The sequence below is a fragment of the Rhizobium sp. LEGMi-198b genome (assembly GCF_054114205.1).
In genome coordinates this window covers 306900-327677 of sequence record NZ_JBSYVH010000002.1, presented here as the reverse complement: position 1 = coordinate 327677, position 20778 = coordinate 306900, and the positions used below count along the sequence as shown (strand labels likewise).

General features: G+C 60.7%; 21 protein-coding genes and 1 pseudogene. 11 read left to right on the top strand and 11 right to left on the bottom strand.

Annotated features, from left to right (window positions below; genetic code table 11):
- Positions 1 to 2: 2 nt before the first annotated feature.
- Positions 3 to 2051, bottom strand: a complete 2049-nt coding sequence (locus tag ACXHXG_RS08290; RefSeq protein WP_104823513.1) for an ATP-binding protein — start codon at positions 2049 to 2051, stop codon at positions 3 to 5.
- Positions 2052 to 2376: 325 nt separating this feature from the next.
- Between ACXHXG_RS08290 and ACXHXG_RS08285 the strand changes: the two genes are divergently transcribed.
- The 3 genes from ACXHXG_RS08285 to ACXHXG_RS08275 all read left to right on the top strand — a co-directional run bounded on the left by ACXHXG_RS08285 (position 2377) and on the right by ACXHXG_RS08275 (position 6002).
- Positions 2377 to 4170 carry an acetolactate synthase 3 large subunit gene (locus ACXHXG_RS08285; RefSeq protein WP_457899003.1) on the top strand — a complete coding sequence of 598 codons (1794 nt, stop codon included), beginning with the start codon at positions 2377 to 2379 and terminating at the stop codon, positions 4168 to 4170.
- Between the two features lie 119 nt (positions 4171 to 4289).
- Complete coding sequence (gene ilvN / locus ACXHXG_RS08280; RefSeq protein WP_283050926.1) at positions 4290 to 4862, top strand: acetolactate synthase small subunit; 573 nt, start codon at positions 4290 to 4292, stop codon at positions 4860 to 4862.
- 159 nt (positions 4863 to 5021) lie between these two features.
- On the top strand, positions 5022 to 6002 hold the full coding sequence (locus tag ACXHXG_RS08275; protein ID WP_457899496.1) for a capsular polysaccharide export protein, LipB/KpsS family: 981 nt from the start codon (positions 5022 to 5024) through the stop codon (positions 6000 to 6002).
- On the opposite strand, the gene ACXHXG_RS08270 is transcribed toward ACXHXG_RS08275, so the two are convergent.
- Positions 5999 to 6844: an aldo/keto reductase gene (locus ACXHXG_RS08270; protein WP_457899002.1), complete on the bottom strand. Its 846-nt coding sequence runs from the start codon at positions 6842 to 6844 to the stop codon at positions 5999 to 6001. The two genes, ACXHXG_RS08275 and ACXHXG_RS08270, sit on opposite strands and share 4 nt — an antisense overlap.
- A gap of 201 nt (positions 6845 to 7045) precedes the next feature.
- On the opposite strand from ACXHXG_RS08270, the gene ACXHXG_RS08265 reads away from it, so the two are divergent.
- On the top strand, positions 7046 to 7639 hold the full coding sequence (locus ACXHXG_RS08265; protein ID WP_104823509.1) for a LysE family translocator: 594 nt from the start codon (positions 7046 to 7048) through the stop codon (positions 7637 to 7639).
- Here the strand turns inward: ACXHXG_RS08265 and ACXHXG_RS08260 are convergent.
- Entirely contained in the window at positions 7631 to 8107 is a 477-nt protein-coding gene (locus ACXHXG_RS08260) for a DUF2269 family protein (RefSeq protein WP_283051275.1), read from the bottom strand. The two genes, ACXHXG_RS08265 and ACXHXG_RS08260, sit on opposite strands and share 9 nt — an antisense overlap.
- 2 nt (positions 8108 to 8109) lie before the next feature.
- Positions 8110 to 9399 carry an SDR family oxidoreductase gene (locus tag ACXHXG_RS08255; protein WP_457899001.1) on the bottom strand — a complete coding sequence of 430 codons (1290 nt, stop codon included), beginning with the start codon at positions 9397 to 9399 and terminating at the stop codon, positions 8110 to 8112.
- A 137-nt stretch (positions 9400 to 9536) separates the two neighbouring features.
- Between ACXHXG_RS08255 and nthA the strand changes: the two genes are divergently transcribed.
- The 3 genes from nthA to ACXHXG_RS08240 are packed head-to-tail and all read left to right on the top strand — an operon-like array spanning position 9537 to position 11180.
- Positions 9537 to 10166 carry a nitrile hydratase subunit alpha gene (gene nthA, locus ACXHXG_RS08250; RefSeq protein ID WP_457899000.1) on the top strand — a complete coding sequence of 210 codons (630 nt, stop codon included), beginning with the start codon at positions 9537 to 9539 and terminating at the stop codon, positions 10164 to 10166.
- Positions 10163 to 10822, top strand: coding sequence for a nitrile hydratase subunit beta (nthB, locus tag ACXHXG_RS08245; protein ID WP_457898999.1), 660 nt, complete (start codon positions 10163 to 10165; stop codon positions 10820 to 10822). The genes nthA and nthB overlap by 4 nt, the downstream gene beginning before the upstream one ends.
- Positions 10809 to 11180, top strand: a complete 372-nt coding sequence (locus ACXHXG_RS08240; protein WP_457898998.1) for a nitrile hydratase accessory protein — start codon at positions 10809 to 10811, stop codon at positions 11178 to 11180. The genes nthB and ACXHXG_RS08240 overlap by 14 nt, the downstream gene beginning before the upstream one ends.
- A gap of 5 nt (positions 11181 to 11185) precedes the next feature.
- Here ACXHXG_RS08240 and ACXHXG_RS08235 read toward each other — a convergent pair whose 3' ends face one another.
- The 3 genes from ACXHXG_RS08235 to ACXHXG_RS08225 are packed head-to-tail and all read right to left on the bottom strand — an operon-like array spanning position 11186 to position 12901.
- A complete protein-coding gene (locus tag ACXHXG_RS08235; RefSeq protein ID WP_457898997.1) occupies positions 11186 to 11986 on the bottom strand; it encodes an anti-sigma factor family protein in 801 nt (266 codons plus the stop codon).
- The gene (locus ACXHXG_RS08230; RefSeq protein WP_457898996.1) at positions 11983 to 12537 is read right to left on the bottom strand and encodes an RNA polymerase sigma factor; all 555 of its coding nucleotides are present in this window, start codon (positions 12535 to 12537) and stop codon (positions 11983 to 11985) included. Before ACXHXG_RS08230 ends, ACXHXG_RS08235 begins: the two co-directional genes overlap by 4 nt.
- On the bottom strand, positions 12521 to 12901 hold the full coding sequence (locus ACXHXG_RS08225; RefSeq protein ID WP_457898995.1) for a COG4315 family predicted lipoprotein: 381 nt from the start codon (positions 12899 to 12901) through the stop codon (positions 12521 to 12523). Before ACXHXG_RS08225 ends, ACXHXG_RS08230 begins: the two co-directional genes overlap by 17 nt.
- 149 nt (positions 12902 to 13050) lie before the next feature.
- Between ACXHXG_RS08225 and ACXHXG_RS08220 the strand changes: the two genes are divergently transcribed.
- Positions 13051 to 14178, top strand: a complete 1128-nt coding sequence (locus tag ACXHXG_RS08220) for an ATP-dependent DNA helicase (protein WP_104823501.1) — start codon at positions 13051 to 13053, stop codon at positions 14176 to 14178.
- An 86-nt stretch (positions 14179 to 14264) separates the two neighbouring features.
- On the opposite strand, the pseudogene ACXHXG_RS08215 reads toward ACXHXG_RS08220, so the two are convergent.
- Positions 14265 to 14735 (bottom strand): annotated as a pseudogene (locus ACXHXG_RS08215) (MerR family transcriptional regulator); the annotation flags it as partial.
- A 422-nt stretch (positions 14736 to 15157) separates the two neighbouring features.
- On the opposite strand from ACXHXG_RS08215, the gene ACXHXG_RS08210 reads away from it, so the two are divergent.
- Complete coding sequence (locus tag ACXHXG_RS08210) at positions 15158 to 15910, top strand: pyridoxine 5'-phosphate synthase (protein WP_457898994.1); 753 nt, start codon at positions 15158 to 15160, stop codon at positions 15908 to 15910.
- A 215-nt stretch (positions 15911 to 16125) separates the two neighbouring features.
- On the opposite strand, the gene ACXHXG_RS08205 is transcribed toward ACXHXG_RS08210, so the two are convergent.
- Positions 16126 to 17013: an SDR family oxidoreductase gene (locus tag ACXHXG_RS08205; RefSeq protein WP_457898993.1), complete on the bottom strand. Its 888-nt coding sequence runs from the start codon at positions 17011 to 17013 to the stop codon at positions 16126 to 16128.
- Between the two features lie 142 nt (positions 17014 to 17155).
- On the opposite strand from ACXHXG_RS08205, the gene ACXHXG_RS08200 reads away from it, so the two are divergent.
- Together ACXHXG_RS08200 and ACXHXG_RS08195 are read left to right on the top strand one after the other, a co-directional pair.
- The gene (locus tag ACXHXG_RS08200) at positions 17156 to 17572 is read left to right on the top strand and encodes a winged helix-turn-helix transcriptional regulator (protein WP_104823498.1); all 417 of its coding nucleotides are present in this window, start codon (positions 17156 to 17158) and stop codon (positions 17570 to 17572) included.
- A 9-nt stretch (positions 17573 to 17581) separates the two neighbouring features.
- On the top strand, positions 17582 to 18829 hold the full coding sequence (locus ACXHXG_RS08195) for an FAD-dependent oxidoreductase (protein WP_457898992.1): 1248 nt from the start codon (positions 17582 to 17584) through the stop codon (positions 18827 to 18829).
- Here the strand turns inward: ACXHXG_RS08195 and ACXHXG_RS08190 are convergent, their stop codons facing one another.
- The gene (locus tag ACXHXG_RS08190) at positions 18830 to 20044 is read right to left on the bottom strand and encodes an MFS transporter (RefSeq protein ID WP_457898991.1); all 1215 of its coding nucleotides are present in this window, start codon (positions 20042 to 20044) and stop codon (positions 18830 to 18832) included.
- A 56-nt stretch (positions 20045 to 20100) separates the two neighbouring features.
- The gene (locus tag ACXHXG_RS08185) at positions 20101 to 20718 is read right to left on the bottom strand and encodes a TetR/AcrR family transcriptional regulator (RefSeq protein ID WP_457898990.1); all 618 of its coding nucleotides are present in this window, start codon (positions 20716 to 20718) and stop codon (positions 20101 to 20103) included.
- Between the last annotated feature and the right edge of the window lie 60 nt (positions 20719 to 20778).

The following is a 20778-nucleotide window of genomic DNA, read 5'->3' as shown; positions in this document are numbered from 1 at the left end:
CGTCAGTCCTTGTTATAGAGGCTGCTCAGCGGCTTCTTCAGGATACTGTCGCGCAACGAGAGGCCGCCTTCGCGCCGCACAGACGGAGCGGGCTCCTTCTCCGAAGGGGATGGACTGCTTGTGTTGTCGCCGCCTCGGAACTCTCGGCGCAGCTCGGCAAGTCTGCTATCGATCGACGTCTGGGGAGCTGCGCTAAAAGCCGAAGCCGCCGTGGCGCGCGGCAGCATGTCGGGCCGATAAGGCTCTATCGGTGGCGGATCAATTCGCACCGGCTGGGGCTCGGATATTGCGGCAGGCTGATCGAAATCGTCATCGCCAATGTCCTCGTCCATATAAGCGGCCGGCTCGCTTGAGGCCTTATAGCTCTGCTGAAAGGCAGAGATGTCGGGACCGGAGATCGAGCGCATGCGGCCGACGATGGTGCGCAAGTCGACGGTATCGGGTGATTCCTCGCTCGTTCTTGCGATGCTACCGCTGGCCTTCGGCAGTAGGTTTTCTTCGACGCGGGAAAAGCGCATGCGCATGGGGACTGCAATGGCTTCGCCGAAGGCGATGGCTTCGCCGTTGCCGATCGAAGACAGGAAGCTTGTCGTCGAAATTGAGGAGTTCGGGATTGCCGACCGTATGATGTCCTGGTCGCGGTCGTTTGCGAGGCGCATGGCGAACAGCGTCGAGCATTGCGACAGGATCGTCTGATCGAGTTCGCCCGGACGCTGCGTGATGATGCCGAGCGACACACCGTATTTGCGGCCCTCCTTGGCGATGCGGGCAATCGCCTGCCGCGTCGGAAAGAAGCCGAGGTTCGGGTCGGCGGGGATATAGCGATGCGCTTCTTCGCAGACGACCAGCATATGGATCGCCCCTTCGCTCCAAAGCGCAAGCTCGAAGGCCATGCGGCAGAGAACGGAGGCGACGGAATTGACTACTTCGGAGGGAATGCCGGCGAGCTGGAAGGTACAGATCGGCTTGTCATCACCGGGAATACGAAAGATCTGCGCGATCGTCTCCATGATCGTGTCGCTGATCGTATTGTTGGAGAACATGAAATGATAACGCGGATCGTTGATCGCCGAGATGACGCGCATCTTCAGGGAGCGCAAATGCGGTTTTTCCTGCCGGCCTTCGAGGCGGCCGATGCGCTCGTCGATCAGGGCCAGCAGATCGGCCATGCGATAGGGAACCGGCGTATCTGCTGTCACCGAGCTTTTTTCCGTCTGACGGCGCATCAGCGGCGAGTCGCTACCGCGAAAGGCGCGTTTCGCTTCGGGAATAATATCGCGCAGCATATCCAGTTCGTCGGGGATCGGCGGCCGGCCCCGGAAGACAACCTCGGCAAACTCGTCGAGCCGCATCAGCCAGAAGGGAAGGTCGAGCGTATCGGTATCGACGACAACGGAGTGCTTGGGAAAGGCGGCGGCGAATTCGTTGTGCGGATCGAGGATCAGCACGCGCAGTTTGGGATCGGAGACGATTGCCTTGTGCAGCAGCAAGGAGACAGCGGTCGATTTGCCGACGCCGGTGGAGCCGACCACGGCGAAATGCTTGGCCAGCATCGAAGGGATATGAATGGCGGCGTCGATGCTTTCATCCTGCGTCAGCTTGCCGATGACGCAACTGCTGTCCTTGCCGGCATCGAAAATGCGCATGAGATCGGCTGCGCGGATACGGTGAGCGATGGCGCCGAGATGGGGATAGGCGGAAATGCCGCTGGAAAACTCCTCGCGGCCGTTTGATCCGACGCGGACTTCGCCCAGCAATTCCACTTCGATGCGGAAAAGATTGTCCTGTCCTTCGCCCCAGCCGGTATTGCCGGTGTTCATGGCGTAGACGAGAGCTGCGACGCGATTGGAGCCTACGCTGATCGAGATCAGTTTGCCGACGGACCAAAGCTCGGTCAGATCGGTACCGCCATCCTCGGCGACTGCGGCGATGGTTGCCCTGGAACCGGTGCACGCGACGACACGGCCGAGGAAGCGATTTCCCGGCTTCAGATTGTCGCGGCGATCAAGGTCCCCAGCTTTGCCGGACGTCTGCAAATCATTATTGAGCAAACGGCTACTCCCAGCGTTAAGACATGGAACATAGGGAAGGTGGCTTAACAAAACCCTTAGCGCCGCTCGACATTTTAAGAGGATCGGTAAAGGTCGCGATTTTTTATTGCTGAATGCGTTGACGCTTGGAAATTTTCTGTCTATCAATTCCGCCCATGAAAAACTCGACGGCTCTTATCGTGGTGGGAAAGCGCATGGGCAGGATGGTGTAACCATCCGGCGATAGCCACCCATGCGCTAGACGACAGGCTCCACAGGAGCCTTTTTTTATGCCCGAAATCGAGATTTCACTTTCCAAACCCTCAGCAGATAGCGGAACAAACGTATGACCGGCAAAGATAATCAGACGAGCGGCAATCAGATGACAGGCGCGGAGATCGTGTTGCAGGCGCTCAAGGACAATGGCGTCGAACACATCTTCGGTTATCCGGGCGGCGCGGTTTTGCCGATCTATGACGAAATTTTCCAACAGGACGATATCCAGCATATCCTCGTGCGCCATGAGCAGGGCGCCGGCCATGCGGCGGAAGGTTATGCCCGCTCGACCGGCAAGGTCGGCGTTATGCTGGTCACCTCCGGTCCGGGCGCGACGAATGCCGTCACGCCGCTGCAGGACGCCTTGATGGATTCGATCCCGCTGGTTTGCCTGAGCGGCCAGGTTCCCACATCACTGATTGGCTCGGACGCGTTCCAGGAATGCGACACGGTCGGCATTACGCGTCCCTGCACCAAGCACAATTGGCTGGTCAAGGATGTCAACAAGCTCGCCGCGGTCATCCACGAAGCTTTCCGCATCGCCCAGTCCGGCCGTCCGGGTCCCGTCGTCGTGGACATTCCGAAGGATGTTCAGTTCGCCACCGGCACTTATACACCGCCGGAAGCGCACGATGTCCAGAAGAGCTACCAGCCCAAGGTTCAGGGCGATCTCAACAGGATCACGCAGGCTATCGAGCTGATGGCGAGCGCACGCCGGCCGATCATCTATTCCGGTGGCGGCGTCGTCAATTCCGGTCTGGAAGCCTCGAAGCTGTTGCGCGAACTCGTCGAGCTGACGGGCTTCCCGATCACCTCCACGCTGATGGGCCTCGGCGCCTATCCGGCATCCGGCAAGAACTGGCTCGGGATGCTCGGCATGCATGGTTCCTACGAAGCCAATATGGCGATGCATGATTGCGACGTCATGGTCTGCATCGGCGCGCGTTTCGACGACCGCATTACCGGCCGTCTGAATGCCTTTTCACCGAATTCGAAGAAGATCCACATCGACATCGATCCGTCGTCGATCAACAAGAACGTTCGCGTCGATATCGGCATCCTTGGCGATGTCGGCAATGTTCTGGAAGATATGGTTCGCCTGTGGCGCGCACTGCCGCACAAGCCGGCAGCAGATCGCCTCGGCGATTGGTGGGCGAATATCACGCGTTGGCGTGCGCGCAATTCCTTCGCCTACAAGCCGCACGACGATGTCATCATGCCGCAATATGCGATCCAGCGTCTCTACGAGCTGACCAAGGATCGTGACACCTACATCACCACCGAAGTCGGCCAGCACCAGATGTGGGCGGCGCAGTTCTATGGCTTCGAGCAACCGAACCGCTGGATGACCTCCGGCGGCCTCGGCACCATGGGTTACGGCCTGCCGGCCGCTCTCGGCGTACAGATCGCCCATCCGGAAAGCTTGGTCATCGACATTGCCGGCGATGCCTCGATCCAGATGTGCATTCAGGAAATGTCGGCGGCTATCCAGCACGATGCGCCGATCAAGATCTTCATCCTGAACAACCAATATATGGGCATGGTGCGCCAATGGCAGCAGTTGCTGCACGGCAACCGCTTGTCGCACTCCTATACCGAGGCGATGCCCGATTTCGTCAAGCTGGCGGAAGCCTACGGTGCCGTCGGCCTGCGCTGCGAAAAGCCCGGCGATCTCGATGCCGCGATCCAGGAAATGATCGACGTCAAGAAGCCCGTCATTTTCGATTGCCGCGTTGCCAATCTCGCCAACTGCTTCCCGATGATTCCCTCGGGCAAGGCGCATAACGAGATGCTGCTGCCGGACGAAGCCACCGACGAAGCCGTCGCCAACGCCATCGACGCCAAGGGCCGGCAGCTCGTTTGATCGGAAAGCCGGGACGCGGTAGGCTTGCCGTGTCCCCCTGGCCGCTGGACCAATCACCATTCAAATCAGGATCGAGCTGGCATCCTGATCATAAGAACCGAGGAAACGGAACAAGGACAATGACCGCACACCTTCAACCCACGGGCTCCGCCTATTTCATCTCGCCGGAAACCGCGGCGGCCGAGAGCCATACGCTTTCGGTGCTGGTCGACAACGAGCCCGGCGTTCTCGCCCGCGTCATCGGCCTCTTCTCCGGCCGGGGTTACAACATCGAAAGCCTCACCGTTTCCGAGACCGAGCATCAGGCGCATCTGTCGCGCATCACCATCGTCACGCGCGGCACGCCGCAGGTGCTGGAGCAGATCAAGGCGCAGCTTGAGCGCATTGTGCCGGTCCATCGTGTCGTCGACCTGACGGTACGCGCCCGCGATCTCGGCCAGGAGCGGCCGATCGAGCGCGAAGTGGCGCTGCTGAAGGTGATCGGAAGCGGCGAGACCCGCGCTGAAACGCTGCGGCTGGCCGATGCCTTCCATGCCAAGGTGGTGGACGCGACCGTCGAGCATTTCATTCTCGAGATCACCGGCAAGTCCTCGAAGATCGATCAGTTCATCGCCATCATCAAGCCGCTCGGCCTGATCGAAGTCTGCCGCACCGGCATCGCCGCGATGAACCGCGGCCCGCAGGGAATGTGAAGAACGCCTGTCGTTGACCGGCTTATCGGCGTCGCGTAGCTTGCGCGGCGCTTGGGCGTGCAAGGTAGGCCCCAACTTACGCAGGTGGCATGATTGGGGCTTTCGACCGAAAAGTATACGCCCGATATCGGCGAGAAAAGCTGGCATCCTCCGGCAGGAATGCGTCTCGGCGCTACCTTCTATGTGCGGCAGGCTTTCCCCTGGCTTGGCCAGTATTTCGGGTCGCAGAAGATCGCGTCGACCCTCTCGCCGGCCATCGGTGGTATCGTATCCTGGGGCGGGCGCATGCCGGCAAAGACGGCAGCGGCGATCTCGCGGTTGCGGGGATTGCCGAATTGGAACCTTGAAGACGGTTTTCTGCGCTCGGTCGGCCTTGGAAAGGCTGGCGCAGTGCCGCTCTCCATCGTCGTCGATGATCTCGGTCTGCCGGTGGATGCGAACCGGCCGTCGCGTCTCGAGCGGCTGATCCAAGGGGCTGATGGGGTGCAGATTGGCGAACTTGGCAAGGCAATTCGCGAACAGATCGTTCGGAACAAGCTCTCCAAATACAATCATCTGCCGCACAAGGCGCCCACGATCGAGCGGACAACGAAACGCCGTATCCTGCTGGTCGATCAGGTCGTCGGCGATATCTCCATTGGCAAGGCACTCGGTTCACGCGCCTCGTTCGAACGGATGCTTGCCGATGCGCAGGCCAGCGGCGCGCAGTGTGTGATCCGGACGCATCCGGATGTCATGGCCGGCCACCGCAAGGGATATCTGACCACAGAAATTGCCGGCAAGAGCGACGGGATATTACTCAATGATGCGGTGTCGGTAGCATCGGTCCTGGACGTTGTGGATGAGGTCTGGACGGTCTCCAGCCAGTTCGGCTTCGACGCGCTGCTGCGCGGCATTCCGGTACGCTGCTATGCCGCGCCGTTTTATGCCGGATGGGGTGTGACGGAAGATCAATTCGGCGTCTACACGAAAGCAGTCCTTGCCGACAGACGAACAAGGCGGCGTACCGTCGACCAGATCGCCGCGGCTGCCTTTTCGCTTTATCCGACCTATCGCGATCCGGCCGACTGGCGGCAGATCGATGTTTTCCAGGCAATCGAGCTGATCGTCACGCAGCAGCGCGCGGAGGCCCGCAATTAGAGCATCTCCAGCGGCTTCTTTCGCGCCGGTGGCGGAAAGACGGCGTCGAGGGTGGCCCAATCCTCGTCGGTGATGTCGAGCGAGACGGCGTCGCGGTTTTCCGTAACCCGTTGCGGATTGGAGGTCTTGGGAATGGCAATCACGCCGTCGCGCTCCAGCAGAAAGGCAAGCGCCACCTGAGCCGGCGTTGCCTGATAGGTCTTCGCGATGTGGATCAGATCCGGATGATGCGCCAGGCGACCCTGCTCGATCGGCGAATAGGCCATGATCGGAATGTTGCGCTCCTGGCACCACGGCAGCAGATCATATTCGATGCCGCGTCGGCCTAGATTGTAGAGCACTTGATTGGCGGCGACCTTGCCGCCATCGGGAACGGCCAGCAGTTCCTCCATGTCGTCAACATCGAAGTTCGAGACACCCCAGGCGCCGATCTTGCCTGCGGCTTTCAGGGCTTCGAAGGCCGCCACTGTTTCAGCCAGCGGATACTCTCCGCGCCAATGCAGCAGATAGAGGTCGATGCGGTCGATTTTCATCCGTTTGAGGCTGCGTTCGCAAGCTTCGATCGCGCCCTTGCGGCTGGCGTTCATGGGATAGACCTTGCTGACGACGAATACCTCGTCGCGCCGCCCCTTGATCGCCTTGCCGACGATTTCCTCCGCGCCGCCGTCGCCATACATTTCGGCGGTGTCGATCAGCGTCATGCCGAGATCGAGCCCGCCCTTCAGGCTGGCGATCTCGTCCTCAGCCCGAGCGGCCGTTTCGCCCATGTTCCATGTCCCCTGGCCAAGAGCGGGGACCATAATGCCGGAAGGGAGAGTGACGGTAGGAATGGGGTCGCGCATGGCCTGTCCTCGCTGCTTGAGAAGTGAAGGATAAGTGCATTCATCGGGATTTCAATCGAGGCCATTCATGTCACCGTGACAATCATCTCATGGCATTCGATTCCAAGGCGAATTAGGGTTGCGCGGCGCCGTTGTGACAGACGCGCATCGCGAGGAATGGACGCTTCCGTTGACCAAAAGAGCTGCGTCCGGGGAGGCTTTATGGCGCCGGATACATTTTTGGCTCTTCTGTTGTTTGCGTTCACGACATCGATCACGCCAGGGCCTAACAATATGATGCTGTTCGCATCGGGCGTGAATTTCGGTTTTCGTCGCACGATCCCGCATATGCTCGGCATCGGCGCCGGCTTTCTGTCGTTGCTGCTGGGCGTCGGGCTGGGGCTTGGCGCACTGCTGCATACCGTACCGCTGCTCTACACTGCCCTGAAATTCGCTGGCGGAGCCTATCTCGTCTGGATCGCCTGGAAGATCGCGACTTCCCGCAGCCTCAGCGAGAAGGAGAGCGGTGTCGAGCCGATGAGTTTCCTGAGTGCCGCCGCCTTTCAATGGGTCAATCCCAAGGCCTGGGTCATGGCTGTCACTGCCATGGCAACCTACACCAATCCGCAGCTCTACCTCATCAGCGTATTACTCGTCGGCCTTGCCTTTGCGGCGGTCAATGTTCCCAGCGTTTCGACCTGGGCCGGTTTCGGCTCGGCCCTGCGCGATTGGCTGTCCGACCCCGTTCGCCTCAAATGGTTCAACATCACCATGGCGGTCCTGCTGGTGCTCAGCCTCTGGCCGATGCTAAAATAGCGATATGGATGGCTTGTTGAGCATCAGCCAGAGAATGCCAATGACCGCGAAAAAGGCTGGGAAGCCGCAAGCAAACCAGATGCGATAGAGGCGATGATAGGCTGACGGCAGCGGCGTGCCGGTCGCGGATGCCGTCCGGGCGAGATCCCGCAGGCGGATTTGTATCCAAACCACCGGCAGCCAGAAAACGCCGGTCAGCACATAGAGCAGCAAGGACAGGGCGATCCATCCTTCTTCGAGCGGCCAGCCGATCGATTGTGCGAGCAGATAGCCGGTCACCGGCTGAAAGACGACGGCCGTTGCCGTAAAGATGGTATCGGCGATGACGACCGTTGCGGCGACATGTGCGATCAGCTTGGGGTCGCCGGTACGATGCGCCATGACCATGAAGAAGGCGATACCCGCACCGGTGCCGAAAAGCACTGTGGCGCCGACGACATGAACAAGCCGAAGAAGCTCCTCTGTCAGCATCAGCGCTCCTCCAATACCGCAAATGTGGCAAGCGTCAGGAGGATCGCCGGCAGTGCTTTGACAAATGGCCCGAGTGGATCGAACCAAAGCGACGGTTCGAGCAACGTGCCGCCGGCAAGATAGCCGAGCGTGACGGCGAGCATTCCGAACAAGGCCGATCGCGCGAAGGGCCGCACCAGGACAAAGGCGCCAAGGGCTATGTCAAGGAGACAGGTGGTCAGCGTCAAAGCCATTGCCATGCCGTCCGGCATGAAGGGTAGGAAGTGCCGGCTTGCGGCCGTCGGGGCTAGCATCGGAATGATGCCCGACAGCATCCAGAAGAGCGCCAGCCCGGCGATCATCAGCGGCTTTAACAGGTAGAGGCGGGCAAACCACAAATCCTGAACGCCGGAGGGATTGGCGTCCAGCGTTTCGACGGCCGTCGCCAAACGTTGCGTTGGGAGGTGCCCCACATTCCTTCGGCTGAGAACGCCTTCGGACATCACCGCCATCGCAGTCGACCGGAGCGGCGAGCGCCATCCAAGCCTGCCGGCGATGTCGGCCGCCGAGCTTACCACCTTTGCCAAACCGGCCGGTATCGGCATGACCCGTGTCGGCAGCAGGCCGAGCCAGTTTCGATGAAGGATGACGAGTTCGCGCAGCGTCAGTGCTTCGCCGGCAGCAAGATCGATGTCGGCGCCGGATTCGAATTCGCCGGCAACCGCCGCCGAGACGATCGCGGCGACATCATCGACCGAGACCGTCTCGACCGGGCTTTGCGCATGGGTGAGAGGCAGGACAAAAGGTATGGCCGCAAGCGCGCGCAGCAATGCCGTACCGCCATGGGCGTTGCGGCCAAGGACGAGCGCTGGCCTCAGAATAATGTGGTTGAGACCACTTGCCGCCAGCGCCTTGTCGGCATTGCGCTTTGTCGCCAGGAACGGCTGCTCTTGGCCTCCACCTTCCGTGCAGGCGGAAATCTGCACGACGAGCTCGATTGCCGATTGTGCTGCTGCAGCATAGAGCGCCAGCATTGCCTTTTCCTGCGTGGCGGCGAGATCATCGGAAAGCCCGTCCTGAAGGGCGCCGGCGCAATTAACGACAAGCTGATGGTCGTTCAGCACGGCATGCCAGTCTGAGGGGTCGATCATTTCGGCCAGATCGGCTTTGATCCAGGCAATCGAAGGGTGTTTTATCCGCGCCCGGCTAGGATTACGGGCAAGACCGGTGATCATATGCCCGTCCTTGCGCAATCGCGCCGCGATTACAGATCCGATGAAACCAGTTGCGCCGAGAATCAAAATCTTCATGCTGGGCAGACTAGCTAAACGCGCTAACAATGCGAGGGGTTGCGGCATCTGATCGCGGTTGCAACCTATGAAGAAGGCGCTTGGCGGCTGTATGGCAAAGGCTTAGAACTGAGGCCTGTTCGACGGGGAGATTTATTATGCACGATCATGACGACCATCATCACCATGATCATGACAACCACTATTCCGATATGCAGGCGCACGTGAAGGCGCTGGAGACGCTGCTGACGGAAAAGGGGCTTATCGATCCGGCGGCAATCGATATCATCGTCGAGACCTATGAGACGAAGGTTGGGCCGCGCAACGGGGCGCAGGTGGTGGCGAAAGCCTGGAGCGATCCGGAGTTTGCCGACTGGCTGAAGCGTGATGCAACGGCAGCGATTGCCAGCCTCGGCTTTACCGGCCGGCAAGGCGAGCATATGCGCGCCGTGTTCAATACGCCGGAAACGCATAATCTCATCGTTTGCACGCTCTGCTCCTGCTATCCCTGGTCGGTGCTCGGCCTGCCGCCGGTCTGGTACAAGGCGCCAGCCTATCGCTCTCGCGCCGTCATTGATCCACGCGGCGTGTTGGCCGAATTCGGCCTGACGCTGCCTGAGCGCAAGAAGATTCGCGTCTGGGATTCGACGGCCGAGCTGCGCTATCTCGTTATCCCGGAACGTCCTGATGGCACCGAGGGCATGAATGAGGCGGCTCTCGCCGATCTCGTCAACCGTGACGCCATGATCGGTACGGCGGTCGCCAAGGCTCCGGAGGTGACGATATGAACGGGCCGCACGATCTTGGCGGGCAGATGGGTTTTGGTCCGGTCGCGCCGGAGCCGAACGAACCGGTCTTCCATGCGGAATGGGAAAAGCGGGCGCTCGGCCTCACGCTCTCCTGCGGCGCGTTCGGCGCCTGGAGCATCGATGAAAGCCGGCATGCGCGTGAAAATATCCCTCCGGCTGCATACCTAGCCGCCAGTTATTATGAGATCTGGACGCGTGGGGTCGAAGTGCTGCTGCAACGGCATGGTTTTGTAACGCACGACGAGTTGCGAACCGGCCATTCGTCGCAGCAAGGTGTGGTGCCGAAGCGTATCTTGAAGGCCGATATGGTCACCGGCGCTCTTGCCAAGGGCGGCCCCTGCGATCGGCCGGTCAATACGGCGCCGCTTTTTGCGGTCGGCGATCACGTGCGGACGAAGAACATCAATCCGACGGGACATACGCGTTTGCCCCGCTATGCGCGAGCCAAGACGGGTGTGGTGGAAGCCGTTCAGGGCTCGTTCGTTTTCCCCGACGACAATGCTCATGGCAAGGGCGAGAATCCGCAATGGATTTACACCGTCGTTTTCGATGCGCCGGAAATCTGGGGTGAGGGCGCCGATCCGTCGCTAACCGTCTCCATCGACGCCTGGGAGAGCTATCTTGAGTGCGTCTGAGACCTCGTCGCTCCTGGCGCAATCGCCGCAACTGCCAAAATCCGCCGATGGTGAGCCGGTCTTCCCCGAGCCCTGGGCGGCGGAAGCTTTTGCCATGACCGTGCATCTGCATGAGAAGGGACTGTTTAGCTGGGGCGAGTGGGCAGAGCAGCTTTCTGCCGAATTGCACAAGCCTGGCCGGGCCAAAGACGGCAGCGATTATTTCGACTGTTGGGTGGCCGCACTCTCCAGCATGTTGATCAGCCGCGGCATTGCCGATGCGAGCGCGATCCTCGACCTGCAGAAAAGCTGGCAGCGCGCGGCGGAAGCGACGCCGCACGGCAAGCCGATCTTGCTGGAGAACGATCCCGAACGCTGAGCGTCTTACGATGAGAACTGCTTATAGCATTCATCCGCCACCCGCCTCAGCATGTCGCGCGAGATCTCGCCGGTCACGGCATAGCCGAGCTTGCCGTCGATCCAGTAGAAGGTCTCGACCGTACCGGCACTGGTGAAGCGGAAGCTGGTCGTCGTATTGTCCTTGTTGCTGCCGACGAGCACGGTCAAGCGTTGGCCGCTGGCGTTCTCATACATGAAGAGTGCGCCGGGCGTGCCATTGATCGGCAGCAGCCGGCCGCCGACAAGCTGGAAGCCGAGCGCGCTGAGGCTCGGTACCTTGAGGCCGGCGACATTCATGCGCTTGCCGAGCCAGGTGGCAAGATGCGCTTCCTGATCCGCGCCGACCTCGACCGGGTGGCGGACATCGCTCGCATAGACGACGAAGGCCGATTGCGCCTGCCGCGGCAGGGCTTCAATACCCGTCAGGCGAAGGTCCGGCTGTGTCAGAAGCGGCGGGCCGAAATGGCCGGTGGCAGCGCCGACCAGGAAGATCGCCAGGGAGGCCGCGGCCATCGGCAGCCAGCGAAGCCGACGTGACGCTGCGGCAGGCACAGACGACGCCGGGATGCGCAATACCAGCTCACGGTCGCCTTCCTTCGACATTTCATACGGCGCAAACAGCGCCTTGATGCTGGCGTTTTGCGCCTGCCATGCGGAGATCTGGTCCGCTTGTTCGGAGTTTTCGACAAGCCAGGCTTTCAATCGGGCGTGATCGTCCGCCGGCAGCAATCCGTCCGCAAAGGCGTGGAGATCCGCTTCGGTCACGGTCGGGTTACGTTCGCTCATTTCGGTCTCCGAAGCGTAATGATATTCTCGGCACTCATCAGATCGGTCATTTTCCGGCGCGCTCGAGACAGGCGCGACATGACGGTGCCGATCGGAATATCCAGTGTGGTTGCGACGTCCTGATAGCTGTAGCCTTCGACCACTACCAGCATCAGCACTGCGCGGTAATCCTCCCCGAGGCTGTTCAGCGCCGCTTCCAATCGCGAGCGCTCCAAAGGGTCGCTACCCGTCTCGACGGCCGGCAGATCAGCGCTGTTGTCAAGATCGACGAAGCTGCGGCCACCCTGCTGGCGCAGGCCGTTGCGGTAGAGATTGGTCATGATGGTGAGCACCCAGCCGCGCAGGTTCAGCCCACGCCACTGGCTGCGCCGCACCAGCACCTTTTCCACGCAATCCTGCAGAAGGTCTTCGCCGTCGGCGTCGGACCGGGTGAGGCTGCGCGAATAGCGCCGTAACGAGGGGAGGAGCGCCAGCACCTCCGCCTCGAAGCTGTCGGGTGCGGGGGAGGCTCCCCCCGCATCCCGGCCGGTCCGATCAGGGCCGTGCGGCATCCCAGACACCCTTGAAGCCATCGCCGGCAACTTCACCGGCCTTGGTATCCTTCATAAAGAAATAGAGCGGCATGCCGTCCTTCGCCCATTGCTTCTTCCCGTCTTTGCGGGTGATGATCGAATATGCGCCTTCTGCCTTGGCTTTGCTATCGGCCATTAGCGGCGGCCATGCCTTGGCGCAATCGTCGTTGCAATTGGAGACACCCTTCTTGTCATTCTTGAAGGTGTAGAGTGTCATGCCGTTTTCGCCTGTGAGAACCTTGCCCTTGGCGCTTTCGCCGGTTTTTACCGGGGCGGCGGCAAAGGCCGACGTCGCTACGGCCGATGCCACGACCAGGATCGGCAAGAATTTCGCGGCTTTCATGATGTTTCTCCTCGGAATGGTAGACCTATGGTCTAGGCCCCACGTTTTGCGTTGCCGGACATGAGACGCGAATTGCCACGATTTTATTCCCAACAATTCTGGGTTTTTTACTGCTTGCTTCTGCCGGGCGAATCCTGCCAAGTCGGCCCATGCAATTCGCACCACAACAAGACGAAGCGCTCAAGGCCGTTGCCAAATGGCTGAAGGAACGGCGCTCGCCGCTGTTTCGCCTGTTCGGCTATGCCGGTACGGGCAAGACGACGCTTGCGCGGCATTTTGCCGAGCATGTCGATGGCGAAGTCCTGTTTGCCGCCTTTACCGGCAAGGCGGCGCAGGTGCTGCGTTCACGAGGCGCCAGCAATGCCAAGACCATCCATTCGCTGATCTACCGTCCGCGCGGCGAAGAAGCCGTCGAGGACGAAGAGACCGGCAAGACGTCGATCGCTCCGATGTTCACCATCAACCGGCAGAGCCCGGTCGCCAAAGCGGCGCTGATCATTGTTGACGAATGTTCGATGGTGGACGAAGCACTCGGCAAGGACCTGATGAGTTTCGGCACGCCGATCCTTGTCCTCGGCGACCCCGGACAGTTGCCGCCGGTTTCGGGCGGTGGGTTCTTCACCAACGAAGAGCCGGACTATCTGCTGACGGACATTCACCGTCAGGCCCGAGACAATCCGATCATCCAACTCGCCATGCATGTACGCGAGGGCAGGGAGATCATGCACGGCGACTATGGCACGGCGCAGGTGATTTCGAAGAATGAAGTGACGCAGCCGCTGGTGCTCGAGGCGGATCAGGTGTTGGTGGGCACCAACCGGACCCGCCGGCGGTACAATCAGCGACTGCGCGAGCTCAAGGGTTTTACGGCCGAATATCCGCAATCCGGCGACAAGCTGGTCTGCCTGCGCAACGACCCCGCCAAGGGCCTGCTCAACGGTTCGCTCTGGCAGGTGATGACCTCTTCCAGGGAAACCACGAAGCCCGGCATCAATCTGCTTGTTCGGCCGGAAGATGACGACATGGATCGGGGTGCCGCGAAGATCAAGCTGCTGAAGCAGGCCTTCGAGGATGTCGAGGGCGAAATCCCCTGGTCGACCCGCAAGCGCTATGACGAATTCGATTACGGCTATGCGCTGACCGTGCATAAAGCGCAGGGTTCGCAGTGGAACAATGTGGTGTTGTTCGATGAAAGCTGGGCATTTCGCGATACGCGCGAGCGCTGGCTTTATACGGCGATTACGCGTGCCGCCGAGACGCTGACGATCGTCCGCTGAAGTTTACTTGCTCGCCTTACGACGCCGATCAGGTGGCCTCAACCCCATGCTGAAACGGTCTATCAGATGTCCCCACCATGAGAATGAGGGCGCTCTGCGGTGCTATCATAATCAAGGAGATCGGTGACTTTCTGCATCTGCCGATTCAATTCGGACATCTCGATGATGAGTTCGCGCTTGCGGTGGTTGAGGGCCGTGCGGAAGATGGTCTCGGCATCGTCTGATGTTTCCGCATCATCGAGCTTTTCCATGATCTCCTGAATGGCGGCGATGGACATGCCGATTTCGCGGCAGACCGTAATGACGGCCATGCGCAGCACATCGTCGGTGCCGTAGATGCGCATCAGCCCGTGGCGATCGGCTGAGATCAGCCGCTTTTCCTCGTAAAAATGCAGCGTCCTGTGTGTCACCCCGAAAGCGCTGGCCATATCGGCAATGGCGACTGCCCCCTCCGGCAGGTCAGAAGGAAGTGCGGTCTCAGGCAGGAACCGGTACTTGGCACGCGCCCGCGAAACAAGGTTGGCGGCAGCAAACGGACGTTTGGAACCGTCAGACATGAGTACCTCCATATTTCCATCCCCTTTTGTCGCGGCGCCCCACGCCACGATTGAGTGCCTATTTTTTTGTCTGACGGAGGAGGCCGCAGCTACGCCCAACTCGCTTTCACAATGACGCGACTAACAAACGCAGATGTCGCCGATGAAAATTCTTAGGTTTCATAAGGACAAATTTACTGTGGGTGAGCTTGAGCTCCCTCGTTCCCGGACGAATCAAATCAGGCGCCCGATACAACGACGCTATCGGGTTTCGGCGAAATTATAAGTTGCCCGAAGGGGGTATCGTCGGACGGGCGAGACGGCAAAAGAGGGGAAGACCATCAATCTTTTGCATGAATCGATATTCGAATCTCGTTGGTCTTGCGGCGTGCAATCGCATAAAACGGATGTATTATCCTCTTTATAAATCATGGATTTCGATCATGCCCGCCAAGCTCTCCGTGAACCTCAACGCCATCGCGATGCTGCGTAACCGGCGCGATCTTCCCTGGCCAAGTGTCACGGGCTTGGGACGCATCGCGCTTGCCGCCGGCGCCAGCGGTCTGACCGTGCATCCGCGGCCCGATCAGCGGCACATCCGCTTCTCTGATCTGCCCGAAATCCGGGCGCTGATCGACGATGAATTTCCGGAAGCGGAGTTCAATATCGAAGGCTATCCGACAGACGAGTTCTTCGATCTCTGTGCATCCGTAGAGCCGGAGCAGGTGACGCTGGTACCCGACGATCCCTCACAGGCGACATCCGACCACGGCTGGGATTTCCGCAAGAGCCGCGAGCTGCTGGTCGACGTCGTCGCCAAATACAAGAAGATCGGCTGCCGCGTTTCGCTGTTTGCCGACGGCGACGCCGATGCCGACGCGGTGAAGATCGCCAAGGAGGTCGGTGCCGACCGCATCGAGCTTTACACCGGCCCCTATGGTGGCTGCTATGACGCACCGGAGCGGGCTGCCGTCATTCTCGAAGCGCTTGGCAAGACGGCTGATGCTGCATTCGCCAACGGCCTTGACGTCAATGCCGGTCACGATTTGACGGTCGCCAATCTGCCAGCGTTGCTTAAGCGTATTCCGAAGCTTGCAGAGACTTCGATCGGCCATGGGCTGACTGCCGATGCGCTGGAATATGGCATGGCCGAAACGGTGCGGCGCTTCCGCCGGGCTTGTGGTCAGGCGGTTTGAGTAGCGGCTGGTCAGGCGCGTTCGGCTTTGCCGCGTGCTTTTGCCTAGCCCCTCATCCTGGCCTTCTCCCCGCATTGCGGGGAGAAAGGACGACGGAGCAAGCCGTTGGTTACATCACCGAAAACTCCCTCTCCCCGCGTGCGGGGAGAGGGCTTGGGTGAGGGGCCGTGCGTGAAGGTGCGGCAAAGGTAATCTCGCCTGACCTTCCCCAAAACTCAGCCCGCCAACGCGGCCTTGTGTTCCTCGGCGAAGCTGCGCAGTGTCTGCGTCTCCTTGCCGGTCAGCTTGTTGAAGTCGTTCGTGAGGATGTTGAAATTGCCGGCGCGGATGTTGGCGTCGAAGGAGACGAGCATGTCGACCACGAATTTCGGCAGGCCGGCGCCGTTGAGGCCAGCGGCGAGTTGTTCGTCGTTGACCTGTACGACTTCCAGCGGACGGTCGGTGATCCTGCTGACGACGCTTGCAATCTCATCGATGGTAACGGCGGTCGAGCCCGTCAGAGTGTAGGTAGCATTTTCCGTCGCATCGGAAGCCAAGGCGGCGGCGATGGCGAGCGCGCAATCTTCGCGGCTGATGTTGCTGACGCGGCCGCCGCCGGTCGCGGTGTACCACTTGCCGGTTTCGAGGCTATGCGGCAGACCCATCAGATAGTTGTCGAAATACCAGGCGTCGCGCAGGATGGTGTAGCCGATGCCGCTTGCCTTGATGGCGTTTTCCGTGCCGAGATGGTCAGGCGCGAAGCTGACGAGCGAACCTTCCGGGGCCGGCATGGAGGTGTAGAGAATGTGCTTCACGCCAGCGGCCTTCGCGGCTTCAACGGCAGCCGTATGCTGCTTCAGGCGCTGACCGGGAACGGCGAGCGAGTCGGTGCTGATGATAAGCAGGCGGTCGACGCCGGCAAAGGCGGCGGACAGGCTGGCGGCATCATCAAAATCGGCCTTGCGGGTGACGACGCCCTTGGCGGCGAGGTCGGCAAGCTTCTCCGGGCTGCGGGTGGCGGCAATGATGCGGCTGGGCGCGACCCTGTATGTCTCCAGCAGGTGATGAATGACGCGCTGACCAAGCTGACCCGCGGCGCCGGTGACGAGAAGAGTGCTGCTCATATGTTTTTCCTTGTTTGACCGCCGCGGACTTGCAGAGGTTTTCCGCTCTCAAAAAGAGACTAGCGCTAGAATAGGAATTGACTTCGGGCTGTAAAGGAGGCAGTTTTTCAGCCCTACGTTACCAAAAGGGAACCAGCCCGATATGAGCGCCAGCACCGTCGTCAACTTGCGCAGCACAGAGGAACCGCTGCGTGTCTTCGATGTCAGCAAACTCGATTTTACGAATTGCCCGGTGCGGGACCTGATCTCGCAGATCGGCGGCAAGTGGTCGGTGTTGCTGCTGGAAGCCTTGGCGCAGCGGCCGTATCGTTTCGGCGAGCTGCGGCGCATGGTGCCGGATATTTCACAGCGCATGTTGACCCAGACGCTGCGGGACCTCCAGCGCGATGGCTATATCGGCCGCGAGGTGTTTCCAACCAAGCCGCCGAGTGTCGAATATCGCATGACCGATCTCGGCCGCTCGCTGTATGTGCCTTTGGCGCAACTCTTGAATTGGGCCGAGGCCAACCATGATGCTGTGCGCGCTGCACGCGTCCGTTTCGATCAATCGCAGGACTGAGCGCGGCCAGTGAAATCCCTGAAAATTGCGATCGTCGGTGCCGGACCTGCGGGCCTTGCGGCTGCCCTGTTTCTATCACGTGCCGATCATACGACGGAAATTATCGAGCGGTTCGATAGTCCTTCGCCGGTCGGATCCGCGCTGATGCTGCAGCCAACCGGCCTGACCGTGCTGGAATCGCTCGGCCTCGGTCCTGCCATTCACACCGCCGGCAATCGCATCGATAGGCTGTTCGGCACCGAGGCGAAACGTGGCTGCATCGTTCTTGACGTGCGCTATGACACGCTGGCCGGCGGGCGCTATGGGCTGGCGGTTCATCGCGCCGCGCTGTTCGATACGCTCTATGAGGAAGTCTCCGCACGGCGACACCTTGTCCTCACCGGACGGCGGGTAACTGGCGTGCTGGAAGAGGGTAGTCACAGCTATCTCATCATCGAGGGTGGAGAGCGGCTCGGGCCGTATGATCTTGTCGTCGACGCGAGCGGCGCGCGTTCTGAGTTGGTCGCTGCCTGCCCGGTCGCACCACGGGTGCGCAATCTCGCCTATGGCGCCTTCTGGGCGACTCTGGATTGTCCCGATGGATTGGTGGATGAGAGGGCACTGACGCAGCGCTACGACCAGGCGAAAGTGATGATCGGCGTGTTGCCGATCGGACAGCGTAAGCCGGATCTGCCGAAGCAGGCGGCGTTGTTCTGGAGCTTGAAGATAGCGGATGCCGACGAGGTGCGCCTGCAGGGGCTCGAGCGCTGGAAGTCGGCGATCCGCGGCTATTGGCCGGAATGCCAGCCGGTGCTTGATCAAATTATCGATTGGGAACAGTTGACGCTGGCGCGCTACGCCCATCGAACCGTGGCCATTCCCTATAGCGGCCGCACGGTTTTCGTCGGCGACTCCGCACATTCGACCAGCCCGCAACTCGGGCAGGGCGCCAATATGGCACTGCTGGATGTAGCGGCGCTTGCGCATGCATTGGCGGGCAACGACGATATCAGCGCGGCGCTTGCGGCTTACGCCAAAGCGCGGCGCATGCATGTGCGGCTGTTCCAGTTGCTATCGCTGACGTTTACGCCGTTCTACCAGTCGGATTCGGCAGCATTGGCCTGGATCCGGGATCGACTGGTTGCCATGATCGCCAGGGTACCGCCGGGGCCGCAGATCTTGGCGTCTATTGTCTCCGGCACCTTGATCGACCCATTTGCCGCTGCCGGCCTCAGTGAATGCGACTGGCTGCGGACCATCGTTCCGCAGCCGTCTTGATCATTTCTGCCGCTCGGTCAGGAAAATGAGCAGCGCCACGACCGGGAAGCAGACGCCGATCCAAGAGGCGAGGTTCCAGCCGCCGGTGGCATAGGCCCAGCCGCCGATCGCCGAGCCGAGGGCGCCGCCGGCAAAGAATGTCGCCATGTAGAGACCGTTCAGGCGGCTGCGATGTTCGGCGCTCAGCGCAAAGATGGCGCGCTGGCCGAGCACAAGATTGGTCTGTACGCCGAAATCGAGCAGGATGCCGGAGAGCGTCAATGTCGCCAGCGCCAGTAGCGAACCGCTGCCGGACGCATGGCCAATGAGGAGGGCGATAATGGCGAGCACCAGCGCGAAGGTGGTGGCAAGCTTCGTCCAGCCGCGGTCGGCGACACGGCCGGCAATCGGCGAAGCGACCGCGCCCGCAGCACCGGCCAACGCGAAGAGGGCAATGCCATTCTGCGTCAGGCCGAACGCAGGGCTTGCAAGCAGCAGCGGCGTCGTCGTCCAGAACAGGCTGAAGGCGCCGAACATGCAGGCCTGATAGAGCGCGCGGCGCTGTAGCACCGGCGTATGCAGCGCGAGATGGCCCATCGAAGAAAGCAGTTGGCCGTAATGCAGCTTGGTATGCGGAACACGGGTCGGCAGGACGACGCGAAGGATGATGGCAAGTCCGATCATGACGCCGGCGGAGAGGATATAGACCGCATGCCAGGAGAAGAGTTCCGACAGGAAGCTTGCCGCGGGCCGGGCGAGCATGATGCCGCAAAGCAGGCCACTCATGACATTGCCCACAACCGCGCCGCGGCTAGCATCCGGCGCCATATGGGCGGCGAAAGGCACCAGCACCTGGACAGCGACGGAGGCGAGGCCGATGCAAAGCGAGGCGAGCAGGAAGAGCGACGGCGACCACGCAAAGGCGGCGCCGACGAGCGCTATAGCCGAAAGGCCGATCAGCGTCAGTACCAGCCTGCGATTTTCCAGGAGATCGCCGAGCGGCACGATCAATAGCAGGCCGAGGCCATAGCCGATCTGCGTCAGCGTCACGATCAGACCGGTTGCCGCCGGCGTAAAGCCGAGCGCCTGGCTGATCGGACCTGCCAGCGGCTGGCCGTAATAGAGATTGGCGGCCACCAGCCCGCAGGCGGCAGCGAACATGAATGTCAACAGCGGTGAAATGGTCTTCTCGGGGAGCGGTGTGCTCTCCCGTCTGGCAGCGGAAGTTGCGGGCATGTTTTATCCTCGATGCGGGCGAGGGAGCGTGCTCCCCGAAAATTCGTGTGAAAAAATCAGTTCAGCAGTTTCATGGCCGTCTCGGCGACGGCGAGCATATGTTCGGTTTTCCGGCCGGTCTTTCCGATCACGCGCATGCCTTTCGTTAGGGCAAGCAAGGCGCAGGCGGTGCTTTCAGGGTCGATATGCTTTGCCACGGATCCATCCGCCTGACCCAGAAGGATGAGATCCCGAATACGCCGCTCGTCGAAATCGAAAGCGACGCTGACACGGCTGGCGACCTCCTTGTCGAAAAGCGCAAGCTCGGTCGCGCTGCCGACCACGAGACAGCCTCTGCGGCCGATCTCACCGCACGAAGCTTCGGCAAAGAACGCCACCAAAATACGCAGTTTCTCATACGCGTTCGGGCCCTTCGCAAGAGCCTCATCGATCAGTTGCTGGCGCATACGGCGATACCGATCGAAAGCGGCCAGGAACACGCCGCGCTTGTCGCCGAACGCCTTGTAAACGCTGCCCGCAGTCAGCCCCATGGCCTCGGTCAGTTCGCTGATAGAGGCGGCATAATAACCGCGCTCGGAAAAGACCCGCAGTGCCTCGTCGAGCGCTGCGTCCATATCGAATTCCCTTGGGCGACCGCGAAGCTTTGGGGAGAAGTCTTGTGTGTCTGTCGTCATGCAGACTGTTTAGGAAATGATCGTTTCCAAATCAAGCGGAATTTTGCGGCGCAACATAAT

What these genes read in the sequence shown, in the direction of transcription:
- ACXHXG_RS08225 (WP_457898995.1), bottom strand. Translation starts at nt 12,901, where the DNA reads ATGAAAGCCGCGAAATTCTTGCCGATCCTGGTCGTGGCATCGGCCGTA.
- ACXHXG_RS08210 (WP_457898994.1), top strand. Translation starts at nt 15,158, where the DNA reads ATGCCCGCCAAGCTCTCCGTGAACCTCAACGCCATCGCGATGCTGCGT.
- nthB (WP_457898999.1), top strand. Translation starts at nt 10,163, where the DNA reads ATGAACGGGCCGCACGATCTTGGCGGGCAGATGGGTTTTGGTCCGGTC.
- ACXHXG_RS08255 (WP_457899001.1), bottom strand. Translation starts at nt 9,399, where the DNA reads ATGAAGATTTTGATTCTCGGCGCAACTGGTTTCATCGGATCTGTAATC.
- ilvN (WP_283050926.1), top strand. Translation starts at nt 4,290, where the DNA reads ATGACCGCACACCTTCAACCCACGGGCTCCGCCTATTTCATCTCGCCG.
- ACXHXG_RS08275 (WP_457899496.1), top strand. Translation starts at nt 5,022, where the DNA reads ATGCGTCTCGGCGCTACCTTCTATGTGCGGCAGGCTTTCCCCTGGCTT.
- ACXHXG_RS08230 (WP_457898996.1), bottom strand. Translation starts at nt 12,537, where the DNA reads ATGCCGCACGGCCCTGATCGGACCGGCCGGGATGCGGGGGGAGCCTCC.
- ACXHXG_RS08200 (WP_104823498.1), top strand. Translation starts at nt 17,156, where the DNA reads ATGAGCGCCAGCACCGTCGTCAACTTGCGCAGCACAGAGGAACCGCTG.
- ACXHXG_RS08235 (WP_457898997.1), bottom strand. Translation starts at nt 11,986, where the DNA reads ATGAGCGAACGTAACCCGACCGTGACCGAAGCGGATCTCCACGCCTTT.
- ACXHXG_RS08190 (WP_457898991.1), bottom strand. Translation starts at nt 20,044, where the DNA reads ATGCCCGCAACTTCCGCTGCCAGACGGGAGAGCACACCGCTCCCCGAG.
- nthA (WP_457899000.1), top strand. Translation starts at nt 9,537, where the DNA reads ATGCACGATCATGACGACCATCATCACCATGATCATGACAACCACTAT.
- ACXHXG_RS08205 (WP_457898993.1), bottom strand. Translation starts at nt 17,013, where the DNA reads ATGAGCAGCACTCTTCTCGTCACCGGCGCCGCGGGTCAGCTTGGTCAG.
- ACXHXG_RS08185 (WP_457898990.1), bottom strand. Translation starts at nt 20,718, where the DNA reads ATGACGACAGACACACAAGACTTCTCCCCAAAGCTTCGCGGTCGCCCA.
- ACXHXG_RS08285 (WP_457899003.1), top strand. Translation starts at nt 2,377, where the DNA reads ATGACCGGCAAAGATAATCAGACGAGCGGCAATCAGATGACAGGCGCG.
- ACXHXG_RS08270 (WP_457899002.1), bottom strand. Translation starts at nt 6,844, where the DNA reads ATGCGCGACCCCATTCCTACCGTCACTCTCCCTTCCGGCATTATGGTC.
- ACXHXG_RS08265 (WP_104823509.1), top strand. Translation starts at nt 7,046, where the DNA reads ATGGCGCCGGATACATTTTTGGCTCTTCTGTTGTTTGCGTTCACGACA.
- ACXHXG_RS08220 (WP_104823501.1), top strand. Translation starts at nt 13,051, where the DNA reads ATGCAATTCGCACCACAACAAGACGAAGCGCTCAAGGCCGTTGCCAAA.